Annotated in this window: 15 protein-coding genes; 8 read left to right on the top strand and 7 right to left on the bottom strand. The window is 66.8% G+C overall.

Features of this window, described 5'->3' with window-relative positions; all coding sequences use genetic code 11:
* Positions 1-2: 2 nt before the first annotated feature.
* The 3 genes from GV790_RS14920 to GV790_RS14910 all read right to left on the bottom strand — a co-directional run bounded on the left by GV790_RS14920 (position 3) and on the right by GV790_RS14910 (position 3,480).
* Complete coding sequence (locus tag GV790_RS14920) at positions 3-911, bottom strand: acetaldehyde dehydrogenase (acetylating) (protein ID WP_163813965.1); 909 nt, start codon at positions 909-911, stop codon at positions 3-5.
* A 10-nt stretch (positions 912-921) separates the two neighbouring features.
* A complete protein-coding gene (locus GV790_RS14915) occupies positions 922-1,707 on the bottom strand; it encodes a 2-keto-4-pentenoate hydratase (RefSeq protein ID WP_163813964.1) in 786 nt (261 codons plus the stop codon).
* A gap of 141 nt (positions 1,708-1,848) precedes the next feature.
* The gene (locus tag GV790_RS14910) at positions 1,849-3,480 is read right to left on the bottom strand and encodes an FAD-binding protein (protein WP_163813963.1); all 1,632 of its coding nucleotides are present in this window, start codon (positions 3,478-3,480) and stop codon (positions 1,849-1,851) included.
* Between the two features lie 142 nt (positions 3,481-3,622).
* Between GV790_RS14910 and kstD the strand changes: the two genes are divergently transcribed.
* From kstD to GV790_RS14890, 4 genes are all read left to right on the top strand, one after another.
* Positions 3,623-5,332 (top strand): 3-oxosteroid 1-dehydrogenase, encoded by a 1,710-nt coding sequence (gene kstD, locus GV790_RS14905; RefSeq protein WP_163813962.1) that lies wholly within the window; start codon positions 3,623-3,625, stop codon positions 5,330-5,332.
* 3 nt (positions 5,333-5,335) lie between these two features.
* Complete coding sequence (locus tag GV790_RS14900; protein WP_163813961.1) at positions 5,336-5,473, top strand: hypothetical protein; 138 nt, start codon at positions 5,336-5,338, stop codon at positions 5,471-5,473.
* Positions 5,473-6,336: a MaoC/PaaZ C-terminal domain-containing protein gene (locus GV790_RS14895; RefSeq protein WP_163813960.1), complete on the top strand. Its 864-nt coding sequence runs from the start codon at positions 5,473-5,475 to the stop codon at positions 6,334-6,336. Before GV790_RS14900 ends, GV790_RS14895 begins: the two co-directional genes overlap by 1 nt.
* A 234-nt stretch (positions 6,337-6,570) precedes the next feature.
* Positions 6,571-7,269 carry a YwaF family protein gene (locus tag GV790_RS14890; protein ID WP_309139002.1) on the top strand — a complete coding sequence of 233 codons (699 nt, stop codon included), beginning with the start codon at positions 6,571-6,573 and terminating at the stop codon, positions 7,267-7,269.
* Positions 7,270-7,342: 73 nt separating this feature from the next.
* Here GV790_RS14890 and GV790_RS14885 read toward each other — a convergent pair whose 3' ends face one another.
* Complete coding sequence (locus GV790_RS14885) at positions 7,343-7,732, bottom strand: DoxX family protein (protein ID WP_163813959.1); 390 nt, start codon at positions 7,730-7,732, stop codon at positions 7,343-7,345.
* 175 nt (positions 7,733-7,907) lie between these two features.
* Here GV790_RS14885 and GV790_RS14880 point away from each other — a divergent pair, with 175 nt between their 5' ends.
* Together GV790_RS14880 and GV790_RS14875 are read left to right on the top strand one after the other, a co-directional pair.
* Positions 7,908-8,198, top strand: coding sequence for a hypothetical protein (locus GV790_RS14880; RefSeq protein WP_309139001.1), 291 nt, complete (start codon positions 7,908-7,910; stop codon positions 8,196-8,198).
* Positions 8,199-8,417: 219 nt separating this feature from the next.
* On the top strand, positions 8,418-9,587 hold the full coding sequence (locus GV790_RS14875) for a methyltransferase (RefSeq protein WP_163813958.1): 1,170 nt from the start codon (positions 8,418-8,420) through the stop codon (positions 9,585-9,587).
* Here GV790_RS14875 and GV790_RS14870 read toward each other — a convergent pair.
* Positions 9,578-10,135: a DUF7691 family protein gene (locus GV790_RS14870; protein ID WP_163813957.1), complete on the bottom strand. Its 558-nt coding sequence runs from the start codon at positions 10,133-10,135 to the stop codon at positions 9,578-9,580. The genes GV790_RS14875 and GV790_RS14870 overlap by 10 nt on opposite strands.
* Before the next feature lie 419 nt (positions 10,136-10,554).
* Between GV790_RS14870 and GV790_RS14865 the strand changes: the two genes are divergently transcribed.
* The gene (locus GV790_RS14865; RefSeq protein ID WP_163813956.1) at positions 10,555-11,436 is read left to right on the top strand and encodes a helix-turn-helix domain-containing protein; all 882 of its coding nucleotides are present in this window, start codon (positions 10,555-10,557) and stop codon (positions 11,434-11,436) included.
* Positions 11,433-11,639 (top strand): DUF397 domain-containing protein, encoded by a 207-nt coding sequence (locus GV790_RS14860; RefSeq protein WP_163813955.1) that lies wholly within the window; start codon positions 11,433-11,435, stop codon positions 11,637-11,639. The genes GV790_RS14865 and GV790_RS14860 overlap by 4 nt, the downstream gene beginning before the upstream one ends.
* Before the next feature lie 151 nt (positions 11,640-11,790).
* Here GV790_RS14860 and GV790_RS14855 read toward each other — a convergent pair whose 3' ends face one another.
* A complete protein-coding gene (locus GV790_RS14855; protein ID WP_163813954.1) occupies positions 11,791-12,192 on the bottom strand; it encodes a hypothetical protein in 402 nt (133 codons plus the stop codon).
* Between the two features lie 10 nt (positions 12,193-12,202).
* On the bottom strand, positions 12,203-12,838 hold the full coding sequence (locus GV790_RS14850) for a DUF3558 domain-containing protein (RefSeq protein ID WP_163813953.1): 636 nt from the start codon (positions 12,836-12,838) through the stop codon (positions 12,203-12,205).
* Positions 12,839-13,021 lie beyond the last annotated feature (183 nt).

The following is a 13,021-nucleotide window of genomic DNA, read 5'->3' as shown; positions in this document are numbered from 1 at the left end:
CCTTACACCCGTGCCGAGGCGATCTGCTTGGCCATGACTTCGCCGACCCTGGTGGCGGCGGCGGTCATGATGTCGAGGTTGCCCGCGTAGGGCGGCAGGAAATCGCCCGCGCCTTCGACCTCGACGAAGACCGAGACCTTCGCCATGCCGCCGGACACCACCGACGGCTCGTCGAACTGGGGCTCGTTGAGCAGCCGGTAGCCGGGCACGTACTGCTGGATGTCGGCGACCATCCGGTGGATGGAGTCGGCGATGGCGGCGGTGTCGGCGTCGTCGGGGATGGCGCAAAAGATGGTGTCGCGCATGATCATCGGCGGTTCGGCCGGGTTCAGGATGATGATGGCCTTACCGCGCTGCGCGCCGCCGATGGTCTCGACGCCCCGGCTGGTGGTCTTGGTGAATTCGTCGATATTGGCGCGGGTACCGGGACCGGCGGACACCGATGAGACCGACGCGACGATTTCGGCGTAGGGCACCGGGACCACGCGCGACACGGCCGCGACGATCGGAATGGTGGCCTGACCACCACAGGTGATCATGTTGACGTTCGGCGCGTCGATATTGGCCCCGAGGTTCACCGGCGGCACCACAGCGGGCCCGACGGCGGCGGGGGTCAGGTCGACGGCGCGAATCCCCTTCTCCGCGTACTTCGGCGCGGCCTCCCGGTGCACGTAGGCCGAGGTGGCCTCGAACACCATGTCGGGCAGTTCGGACTGGCCGAGCAGCCAGTCGACGCCCTCGTGCGAGGTCTCCAGGCCCAGCCCGCGAGCGCGCTTCAAGCCTTCGGACTCGGGATCGATGCCGATCATCCAGCGCGGCTCGATGTGCTCGGAGCGGAGCAGTTTGTACAGCAGATCGGTGCTGATGTTGCCGGACCCGACGATCGCGGCGGTGACGGTCCCTTCGGACACGACGTACCTCCTACGTGAATTGCAAACGGACAGAACCGAGTCCGGCGAACTCGGCATGGAAAGCATCTCCGGGACGCGCGTCGATGGCGCGCGTGCAGGAACCGGGCAGGACCACATCGCCCGCCTTCAACCGGACCCCGAAGCTCGCGACCTTGCGGGCCAGCCACGCCACCGCGATGACCGGATCGCCGAGTACCGCGTCACTGCGGCCCTCGGCGACGACCTCGCCGTTGCGGGTGAGCACCGCATTGATCGACTTGATGTCGATGTCCTTCGGCGCGACCCGCTCCTTGCCGAGCACGAAGCCGGCCGAGGAGGCATTGTCGGAGATGGTGTCGGCCAGGCCGATGTTCCAGTCCTTGATCCGCGAGTCGATGAGCTCGATGGAGGGCGCGAACGCGACGGTGGCGGCGAGCACGTCCTCCTCGGTGCAGTCCGCGCCGGGCAGATCGGCGCCGAGGACGAACCCGACCTCGACCTCCACCCGCGGGAACAGGTAGCGATCGGCTTCGACCGGAACGTCTTCGTAGACTTCCATTTCCGCGAGCAGATGCCCGTAGTCGGGTTCGTCGACGCCCATCATCTGCTGCATCGCCTTCGACGACAGGCCCACCTTGTGCCCGACCACGCGCGCGCCGGATTCGAGCCTGCGCCGGATATTGATCAGCTGGATCTCGTAGGCGTCGACGACGTCGATATCGGGGTGCCGCGCGACCAGCGGATCGATGGCGACCCGGTCGCGTTCGGCGCGCTCGAGTTCGTCGGCCAGTTCGGTTCGTACCGCATCGGACAGCACGTCAGTAATCCTTTCTCTCATGAGCAGGCGTCTGCGTGGTCACGCTTCGCCGCCGGGCCTCCCCCTGCGTCGCCGGGCTGCGCACCCGCTGCCGGGGCGGCCCGCACATGAGGGATTCGTATGTCTCAGAAGCGGTTCCGCTCATGAGAGGTTCCTTTCCGCTGCCGCCGCATCGCGCCGGTCGCTGCGCACTCCGGCCGCCGACCGTCCCGCGCGTCGTCCGGAGAACACGCAGTCGGCCAGCGACAGGCCGCTGACGTAGGAGTCCGAGCAGATGCCGACGGCGGTGCGTCCGGCCGCGTACAGGCCGGGGATATCGGTTCCGTCGGTGGAGCGCACGGCGCCGGTCTCCTCGTCGACGACAACGCCACCGAGGGTGAGCATCGGGCAGGGGTTGATCACGCTCGGCCGGATGGAGACGTTGAGCAGCCAGAACGGGCCGGTGCGCAGCGGGGTGGTGTATTCGGCCGGTTTGCCGACCGGGTCGGGGGCGCCGGTGTCGATGGCCTGGTTGTAGGCGTCGACGGTGGCGCGCAGCCCGGCGGGATCGATGCCGGCCTTGGCCGCGACCTGCTCGATGGTGGCGCCGCGCTTGGCGCTGCGGCGCAGCGGCTCGAACTGGGCGCGCTGGAACCAGGTGCCCTGCGCACCGATCTGGCCGATGGCGGTGCGCATCATCGGCTCGTCGGCCAGCAGCCAGCCGATGCCGCCGTGCTCGTTGACCAGCTTGTTGCCGACGGCGGCGCCGTAGCGGGTTTCGTCGATGACGCGGCGGCCCTGCCCGTCGACCAGGATGGCGCCGGTGAACACGCTCGGCGGCAGCAGGAACCGCCAGGCGGAGACGTTGCCCATCCGGTCGGTGGCCGCGCCGACGCGTTGCGCCAGCGTGATGCCGCTGCCGTCGTCGCCGGTGGTGCCCAGCGCCATCCCGCCCTTGTAGGCGGGGGCGTGCTCGGCCACCATCTCGCGGTTGGCGATGAATCCGCCCGCGCTCACGATCACCCCGCGCCGGGCCAGCACCCGGATGGTGGTGCGGTAGCGCTCGTCGATCCGCGCCATCCGCTTCTCCATCGCCTTGCGCAGCGGCGGGTAGTAGATGCCGGGTTTGGCGGCCAGTTTCGCCATGCGGGTGTAGCGCTCGCGGATGCGCCCCGGCGCCCCACGCAGGGTGCGGCATTCGACGCCGATGACGGCGCCGGTGGCGTCGGTGATCAGCTCGGTGGCCTGCGTCAGCGTTTCCACCCGGACCCCGGCCTTCGCCGCGGCGGCGGTCAGCGGACCGGACAACTTCTTGCCGGACACACCGCGCCCGTGCACCCGATGGCCGCGCTGAGCTGCGGGGATGTCGGAGAAGGCGCCGGAGATCTCGCTGCCGGAGTAGTAGAGGTAGTAGTCGTCGTTCGGGTAGGAGGTCTTGTACGGGCACAGCGAGGCCTCGAACGGCACGCCGTGGCCCTTCAGCCAGTCGATCATGGCGGGGCTCTCGTCGACGAACCGCCGCAGCGTCTCCGGACGCACCGCATCGCCGACCTCACGCTCGAGGTAGGCAAGCATCGCTTCGGGGGTGTCGCGCACCCCGGCTTCACGCTGCACGGAGGTACCGCCTCCGGCGTAGATGATCCCGCCCGACAGCGCCGTCGCGCCGCCGCCGGTGAACCGTTCCAGGACCAGCACCTGCGCCCCGTCGGCCGCGGCTTCCAGCGCCGCGCAGGCCCCCGCCGCCCCGAAACCGATGACGATCACGTCGGCGGTCAGGTCCCAATCGAGGCTCATGTACTCCACTCCGGTTCCGCTCCACTTCGGAACTCGCCACTAAACTGGAACGAGTTTCCTTGACGATAAGACTGCTGCGTTCACCCCTGATTAGCAAGGTATACGCACCAACCAATGGATTAACAACCGAAGATTCTATAACGTGTTCTACATGACTGATCGGGAATACGATGTGGTGGTGGTCGGTAGTGGCGCCGCCGGAATGACCGCCGCCCTGACGGCCGCCCATCACGGGCTCAGCGTGGTGGTCCTGGAGAAGGCCGCACACTACGGTGGATCCACCGCTCGCTCCGGTGGTGGAGTGTGGGTTCCCGGAAACAAGGCACTGCTGGCCTCGGGCCGGCCGGACGACCGCGAACAGGCGCGCAAATACCTGCACAGCATCATCGGCGACGTGGTGCCGAAGGAACGGATCGACACCTACATCGATCGCGGCGCGGAAGCACTGGACTTCGTGCTCGATCACACGCCGCTGAAGCTGAAGTGGGTGCCCGGCTACTCCGACTACTACCCGGAGGCTCCCGGAGGCAAGGGCGAGGGACGCTCCTGCGAGCCCAAGCCGTTCGATGCGATGGTGCTCGGCGAGGAGCGGTTCAACCTCGAACCGCCGTACGCCAGGGCCCCGCTCAACGTCGCCGTCATGCAGGAAGACTTCGTGCGGCTCAACCTGATCAAGCGCCACCCCAAGGGCATGATGCGCGCGATGCGCGTCGGCGCGCGCACCTACTGGGCCAAGTTCACCCGCAAGCACCTGCTGGTCATGGGCCAGGCGATCATGGCGGCCATGCGCAAGGGGCTCATGGACGCGAACGTCCCGTTGCTGTTGAACACCCCGATGACCAAGCTCGTGGTGACCGACGGCGCCGTCACCGGCGTCGAAGCCCTCCAGGACGGTAAGCCGGTCACCTTCACCGCGCGTCTGGGCGTCGTCCTCGGCAGCGGCGGTTTCGAGCACAACGCCGAGATGCGCACCAAGTACCAGCGCCAGCCCATCACCACCGAGTGGACCACGGGCGCGGCGGCCAACACCGGCGACGGCATCGTCGCGGGCATGGACGCGGGCGCGGCGATCGGCTTCATGGAAGACGCCTGGTGGGGTCCCACCGTGTTCAAGGGCGGCAAGCCGTGGTTCGCGCTGGCCGAACGGAATCTGCCCGGCAGCATCATGGTGAACGCCGACGGTAAGCGTTTCGGTAATGAGTCCGCTCCTTACGTCGAGGCTGTGCACACCATGTACGGCGGCGAATACGGTCAGGGTGAGGGTCCGGGCGAGAACATCCCCGCCTGGCTGGTGTTCGACCAGCGTTATCGGAACCGCTACATCTTCGCCGGGCTGCAGCCAGGCCAGCGGTTCCCGTCCCGCTGGATGGAAAACGATTTCATCGTCAAGGCCGACACCATCGAGGAACTGGCCGAAAAACTCGGCGTGCCCGCCGACAACCTGACCGCCACCGTCGCGCGGTTCAACAGCTTCGCCGACACCGGCAAGGACGAGGACTTCGGCCGCGGCGACAGCCACTACGACCGCTACTACGGCGACCCGACCGTCAAGCCCAATCCGTGCCTCGCGGCGCTGGTCCAGGGCCCGTTCTACGCGGCCAAGATCGTGCCGGGCGATCTCGGCACCAAGGGTGGACTGGTGGCCGACACGGCCGGGCGGGTGCTGCGCGAGGACGGCACACCGATCGAAGGGCTCTACGCCTCCGGTAACTGCTCGACGCCGGTCATGGGCCACACCTACGCCGGGCCGGGCGCGACCATCGGGCCCGCGATCACCTTCGGTTACCTGGCCGTGCTGGATATCGCGGAGCGCAAGAAGTCGGAGTCCGCGCGGGCGTCGGCCGAGGTTTAGGAGATGGCCCGGGTCGAGCGGTGGGCGGTGGGCCTCGCGTCCCACGAGGCGGGCGATCCGCTGCCGCGCACCGTCCCCGCTCGGCAGGATGACGGAGACGGCGGCACCGTTTTGTCCACAATCATGCACAAGGAGAACTGATGCCCATCGACCCGAAGATCGCGCTCGGCGCCGAACTGCCGAGCCGGGAGTTCGCGTGGACGGCGTCCGACGTCCAGCTGTATCAGCTCGGCCTCGGCGCGGGCGCGCGCTGGACCGATCCCGCCGAACTGCGCTACCTCGACGACCGCACCCCGCAGGTGCTGCCGACGTTCGCGACCGTCGCGCAGACCCTGAACGAGACCGAGCCGCCCAAGGTCAGCTTCCCCGGCATCGACATCGATCTGGCGAAGGTGGTGCACGGCCACCAGGAAATCGAGGTGCATCGCCCCATTCCGGCGTCGGGTAAGGCGACCGGCACCGGGCGGATCAGCGAGATCTGGGACAAGGGTTCGGCAGCGGTCGTGGTGCAGGAGCACACCATCACCGGTTCCGACGGCTCGCCCCTGTGGACGGCCCGCTCGTCCATCTTCGCGAAGGGCGAGGGCGGTTTCGGCGGCGAACGCGGCCCCAGCACCAAGTCCGAACTGCCCAACCGTGCACCGGATTTCGACGTCACCACGCCGACGCTGCCGCAGCAGGCACTGCTCTACCGGATGCTCGGTGACCGCAATCCCCTGCACTCGGATCCCGAATTCGCCCGCGCCGCAGGGTTTCCCAACCCGATCCTGCACGGCCTGTGCACCTACGGCATCGTCTGCAAAACCGCGACGGACACCGTGCTCGATTCCGACGCTTCCCGCGTCACCGGTTTCCGGGCGCGGTTCGCCGGTGTGCTCTATCCCGGTGAGACGATCCGCACCCGGATCTGGCGTGGTGCGGGCGAGCTGATCATCGGCGCGAGCGTGGTCGAGCGCGATGATGCGCCGGTGCTGGCGGATGTGCGGTTGAGCTACCGCGACTGACCTCTGCCTGCGGCTACCGGCCGGTACGAAGGTCCCGAGCGGAATTCCGTTCGGGACCTTCGCTTATCCCCGGCCGCTCCGGTCGGCACGATGATCGGATCCGGCTTCGACCCGGCGGGTGGACCGATGCGGGCCACGCCGATGATCACCTATCGGCGACCGACATCGATGCGGCCCCGCACCGGGCCGACCAATCGCCGGTTTCGCGGCCCGCGGCCAATTACCCTGAGGGCTGTGCACCCGGTGGCCAGGGAGTTCTCCGCGTACGGCCCATCGCACTGGATTGTGCTCGCGGTGTTCGCGGCCGGGGCGGCCGCGGTGGTGGTGATCGGGCGGCGGGAGCAGAAAACCAGCGCCGCGAGTGCGTTCAGCCGGGCGTTCGGGCTGGTGACCCTGGGGATCTATCTGGTGGTCTTGGGGTCGACCATGTTTCCGCCGACCGTGGGGCAATCCGTTCCATTGCGGCTGACCGACTTGGCGACGGTGGTGTCGGGGGTCGCGTTGCTGACACGTTGGCCGTGGGCTTATGCGCTGACCTATTACTGGTGCCTGACCTTGAGTACGCAGGCATTGGTGTCACCGGCGTTGGAAAGCCCGGACTTCCCGCATTACGAGTTCCTGGGGTTCTGGGCCATTCATCTGCTCGTGGTGTGGGCTGCGATCTATTTGACCTGGGGTGTCGGGATGCGACCCGACTGGCGTAGTTACCGGCTGGCGGTGGGGGCGACGATCGCGTGGGTGGCGATCACCTTCGTGTTCAATTCGCTGGCCGGCACCAACTATGGGTTCGTCAACCGGAAACCCTCGACACCCTCGCTGCTCGATGTGCTGGGGCCGTGGCCGTGGTATCTGGGCACCGTCGCGATCATCTTGCTCGTGGTGTGGGCGTTGATGACCTGGCCGTGGGTTCGGCACCGGGACCGACAGGCGTAAATAATCATCGCCTGATCCCAGTCTGCGGCGCCGCGCCCGGGCCGGTGGTCAGCGAGTAGTGGCCGAGGGCGGCTCAGCTGAAGGACTCGGGGCCGAAGCGGCCCCAGGCAACGAAGGCCGCGAGTGCGAGGTAGACGAAGTTGAGCGCCACGAACTTGTACTGCTGGTAGCGGGCGTGCGTGATCATCGCGCCGATCATCAGCAGGATCCAGCACACGGCCGTCACCGCGACCATGACGGGGGCGATGTCGAGCACGGCGGGCAGGATCAGGCCGGCCGCAGCCAGGATTTCCACCACGCCGAGGGTTTTGACGAAGCCGGAACTCGCGTGCTCGGTCCAGCCGCCGCCGGACTTCGCGCCCAGCTCGTCGAGTTTGTCCTTGGGCATGAACGCTTTCGAGGCGCCGCCGAACAAGGCGATGGCGGCCAGCAGTCCGGCGGAGATCCAGAGGGCGAGGTTCATGAGCTTTCTCCTGACATGCGCGCGACCGGGCCGGGCCGGTCACCGACGGCGGTTCCCGTCGTGGAACTGAACGCGCATTAGATGCCGCGCACGCCGTGGTTGTGACGGCCCTCGGACGTGATGTGGGTCATGCTTTCGTCGTGACGGCTGCTATGCGTATACGTATACTGCAAAGGTGTTGGATCCTTTGAGCCTCGCCGTCGGCGGTGGCCTGGTGCTGGTCGGCTGGGCTGTCGGCCGGTTCGCGCAGCGCCGGCCTCGGCAGGCGAAGCAGATTCGCCCGCGCTGCGGATGCGGGCACGACCTGGCCTTGCACGATCGCTCGACGAGCAAGTGCCACGCCGAGATCTCACGGCGCGGCATGCACGGCATGCGGGAATGGGTGAGCTGCAACTGTCAGCGCTACACCGGGCCGACCCCGCTGGAAGATGTTTTCGCGCCGCCGATCCTTCCGCCGGAATCCTGATCGGGCGCCCGGGGGTGCGTGCCGCTGTGCGAGGATGGACCTACGTGACGGGAAGGATCCAGCCGTGACTATGGGCATGGTGCTAGGTGACCGAGCTGCCGCGCTTCGAGCGTGCGAGCGACCGTCCGTGCCCTCCTGGTGACAGCCAGATAGCCTCGTCGTACTCCGGCTCGAAGCGTTGCTGATACAAGGCACCTTCGAACAGTTCTGGAGTACCTCATGTCGATGGTCCAGTGGACCGAGGACGGAATCGCCCGCTCCGCACGCTGGCATTCCGAAAGCGATGCACCGGCACCGGTTCGCGTAGTCGTCGTCGACGACCGCACCACCGCGAAGTCGGCGTACCGCATGGCGCGCAACGGGATCGGACTGCTGTGGCGCGGCGACTTCCACAACGCACGCCAACTGTTGCGCGCGGTGGACCGGCTACAGAGCTCGCGTTCCGGGCCGACCGGAGACGGGGCGGCGGAGCTGTTCCATCGCCATCGCGCCAAGCGCACCGAGCGCGCGCGGGTACTCGGCCGCATGATGGTGCTGCTCGAGCCCGACCATTCGCTGCACCTGCGCCGGGCACCCGACGTGCGCGCGGCCTGCGATCACGCCTACGGCGCGACCACCGAGAGCACCTGTGTGTCGCTGACCGAACTGCTCGGAGTGCTCGGCGCCTACCAGTGGCATCAGCGCGGCGTCGAGATCGAGGCCTTGGACGCGCGTATTCATCCCGCGTACGGCGTGTTCTCGCCGGTGCGCGGGGAGTACATCGACCTCGTCGCCGAGGCGCCGTTCGACGGAGGCGCCGCACCCGCGACGGTGTTCGATCTCGGCACCGGGACCGGAGTGCTCGCCGCCGTCCTCGCCCGCCGTGGGGCGCGGCGGGTGGTGGGCACCGATATCAACCGGCGCGCGGTGGACTGCGCCGCGGCGAATATGCGGCGGCTCGGGTTCGCCGACCGGGTGCAGATCATCGAGGCCGATCTGTGGCCGAGTGGCCGCGCGGACCTGGTGGTGTGTAATCCACCCTGGCTGCCCGCGCAGCCGAGCTCGGAGCTCGAACTCGGCGTCTATGACCCGGATTCCGTTGTGCTGCATCGTTTCCTGGACGGACTGGCCGCGCACCTCACCCCCGCCGGTGAGGGCTGGCTGGTGCTGTCCGACCTCGCCGAGCACCTCGGGCTGCGCACCCGCGGCGCGTTGCCCGCCCGCATCGCCGCCGCCGGTCTGCGCGTGGTGAGCAGGCACGATACGCAACCACGGCACGCTCGCGCGACCGACGCCGCCGACCCGCTGCACGAAGCGAGGCGGCGGGAGGTCACCTCGCTGTGGCGGCTGGTGCCGTCGTCGACGGTGGGCCGAGCCGGTGGCGCGGCGCGATCGGGCGCTCAGTGGTAGAAGCAGACCAGGTCGCAGCCACGTTCCACGCAGGTATTGGTCCAACCGCGCAGTTCGGATATGGAATCGACCAGGGAGGCGTCCTCGATGGTGGTCAGGTCGGCGGCGGTCAGGGATTCGGCGAGGGGTTTCAGTTCGGCCAGGGCGAGGTGGCCGATCGAAGGGAAGTCATCGATCGGCGGTAGGTCGACCGGGGCTCCGGAGTAGATGAGGTCGGTGGGGTCGAAGTCGATATCGAGGGCACGCAGCGCCGCGCCGACCGCATCGAAGCCATGGCTGCGGAACGGATACCAGTGCCCATTGGGTAACCAGCCGCCGAATTGTTCGCACAGCACCTTCAGCGCGTAGCCGTAGGCCCAGCCTTCGGAACCGGTGGGCTCCTGGGCGAAGAAGAGCTCGCGTAGGGCCGTGCGGATGGCGGCCTCGTCGAGGGCATGCGCATGCACCTGCAACATCCAGTCGAAGAAATCCTCCGGATCGGAGGTGAATGTTGCCGGTGCGTTCAGGTACTTGGTTTCGACCGCATAGGGCATCACGCCGTATCCCACCCCACGGCTCCTTATCTCTCGAGGAACGATCCGAGCGCGCTCCGTGTCGATCGCTCGTGGTGCCACCCTAGCGCGGGGGTATGACAGATTTCGCCGGGCGACGGACAGCCGGAAGATGGCCGGCGGCAACGAGCTACAGCATCGGGAGTGGAATATTCAGTCGTTGAATATTGCAGGTTCGAACTCCAATTCTTCTGCGGCATAACGCATTACATGTCGGCACAGCGTGTTATCTTGGATTCGGGGTTCTTCAGGGCGGTGTCTGGTGTGCAACAGCGAACCATCTGCTGTGGGAGCGGTGTGGTGGGCGAAGGGCCGGGCGGCCCGGGTGAGGTAAAAGCCCAGCATGGCTTCCGCGGCAGTGCCATTGCTCTACCCGTTTGCGGGTCGAACGGCCCGCCCTCGATGGGGAGGAAACCATGCAGGACACCGGATCCACCGTGCCGCGCCGCCAGCTCGGCCGCTATCTGATGGATTGGCGCACCCGCGCCGGACTCAGCCAGCCGCAGGCAGCGGGCCTACTCGGCATCGGTTCCACCAGCCTGTACCGGCTCGAACACGGACAGAACGACAGAGTCAACATCAGCCACGTCGAAGCCGCCTGCGAGCTGTACGGGGTGCCCGACCACCTCGTCGCCGCCTACGTCGGGCTGGCGCGGCAGGCGAGCGAGAAGAGCTGGTGGCATGAGTTCGGGGATCTGATCCCCGAGACGTTCGACGTGTACATGGGGTTGGAAGCGGCGGCGCAGAAGTTCATTTCGTATCACGTGGAGTTGGTGCCGGGGATTGTGCAGACGGCGGATTACACACGGGCGTTGGTCCGGGAAGCGCTTCCTGGCGAGACTCCCGCCGAACACGAACGTCGCGTCCAGCTGCGGCAGTACCGGCAGATGATCGTCACGCGGAAGCGTCAGCCGGCGGATGTCGACATCGTCCTACATGAACCGGTCCTGCGGCGCACGATCGGTGACAGAAAGACAATGGCCGCCCAGCTCAAACGACTCGCAGACCTGAGCACGCGGCCGAACGTCTCCATTCGAGTCATGCCTAACGAGGCGGGCATCCCGGGTGGACGTGCGGTTGGTCAGTTCACGATCCTAGAGTTCGGTACCAACCGCGCGGGCCTTCCCATCGAGCCGCCTGTGGTCTACGTGCCGGGGCTGGTTGGCGACATGTATTTCGAGAAACCAAAGGATGTGCACCGGTACCATCAGGCGTACAAGGCATTCCAGGATTCTGCGCTGGATGACGTGGATAGCAGGGGCTTGCTCCGCCAGGCAGCTAAGGAGTTTCTACAGTGAACAAAGACCTATCTGACGCCCGGTGGTTCAAAAGCAGCCGCAGCGACGCCGTCAAGGACTGCGTGGAAGTCGCGTTCCTGGATGCAGGTCTGGTGGGCGTCCGCGACTCCAAGAACCCGAGCGGAGGCGCGCTCGTCTTCGGCCCCACCGAGTGGGCAGCATTCACCGCCGGAGTCGCGAGCGGTAAGTTCAGCCGACAGTAGTACGCGGCAAGTTTCGACCTGCGCTGATACGCAGCGAGCCCTGGGCAGGCAGACTGTCCAGGGCTCGTGCTTGTTTCGGCGCGGCTCGACTCTCGCGGTAGCACTTCGCAAGTCCGAGAGTGGTCAGACCAACTGCCGCATGCAACGCGGTCTATCCCTGCGGAAGGTCCTGCCCGGTCTTCGTAACCTGCTGGCCGGTAGCCTGATCGGTCGCCTTCAGGTTTTCGATCGACTTCGCTACGACCTGCCGGATCAAATTTACTGTCTCAACATGTTCCAGGAGCACCGCATCAATCGACTGGGTGGTCCCGCTGCCTTTGAAAGAGAACTTCTCTCGCAGAGCCTCGCCGGAGGGAAACGACCCGAATCCTTCAACGTTCGCGACGTTACGGGCTTTCAGCAGGACATCGTCCAGCTTGTCGAGGTAGGTCTGGCACACCGCATCCAAGTTTGCTCCGACATCGGGGTCGAGCGTGAGCTCACCCGATTCCGCCTGGCTCAGTAGGTTTCGCCATTGTTGCGGGTCAACTCCGCCGAGGTCCACCACACCCACTACCCGCCTCCTATTTTTCCGGCAGGTATTCAGCAAGGTCAGCAGCGTGACGGTCCACCACGACGCAAGGGTTCTCTTGAGCGCCCTTGGACGCCCGCGCTTGCACCTTGATCATGACAACGCCCTGCTCGAGTCCGACGGCAGTCGCGCACTCCAGATCTTTGGTAGCACCGACCGGGACGTACTGAGTCGCCTCGTGCGCACCGACGGTCTTGGGGGTGTAGTTCGTAAAGGTCGGCCGGGCTTTGACGTCTTCCAGAGTTGGCGTACCGGAGAAGATTGTAAGGTCGTACCAACCTGCTGTCGATCTCCAGCTGCAGATCTTCCACCCTGCGTCGGAGAAATCAACCTCCGCGATACCAGTTTCCTTTGAGGCTGCGTCAAGCCCGGTTCCGGACACTGCCGATTCCGGCAGCGCACACGGATCCCACAGCGCCGCCTCATCCGACTTCGCGGTAGTACTCCCCGTCGCACTCCCCGTTCCCGAGGTCTGACCGCTTTCTGGGCTCGCCGCCGTGCTCTCCACCGCCGTCGGGGAACCCTCGGTCGACCCGGAGCACCCGGCAACCCCGACCACCACTGCCGCGAGCAGAACCGCCGCGCGCACGCGCCCAGCGCGATGGAACCTTCTGTTGTCCACGGACACGTAGCCCCCTTCTGTACCCTCGCGAGCCGCCGGACCCGCCCATCGCCGGACGATCGAGACAATGCACTCCCCCGCACGCTACCAATCGAGGCCGCTCCGGCACCATTGGCCAGAGCCTCAGTAATCGCCGCCCGGCCCTGGCGCGCGGCGTCCGCCACCGTATGGCGAGGTCGCACAGGCTAC

The organism is Nocardia cyriacigeorgica (assembly GCF_010858045.1).
Classification (GTDB): Bacteria; Actinomycetota; Actinomycetes; order Mycobacteriales; family Mycobacteriaceae; genus Nocardia; species Nocardia cyriacigeorgica_E.
This window is presented reverse-complemented; position numbering and strand designations above follow the sequence as displayed.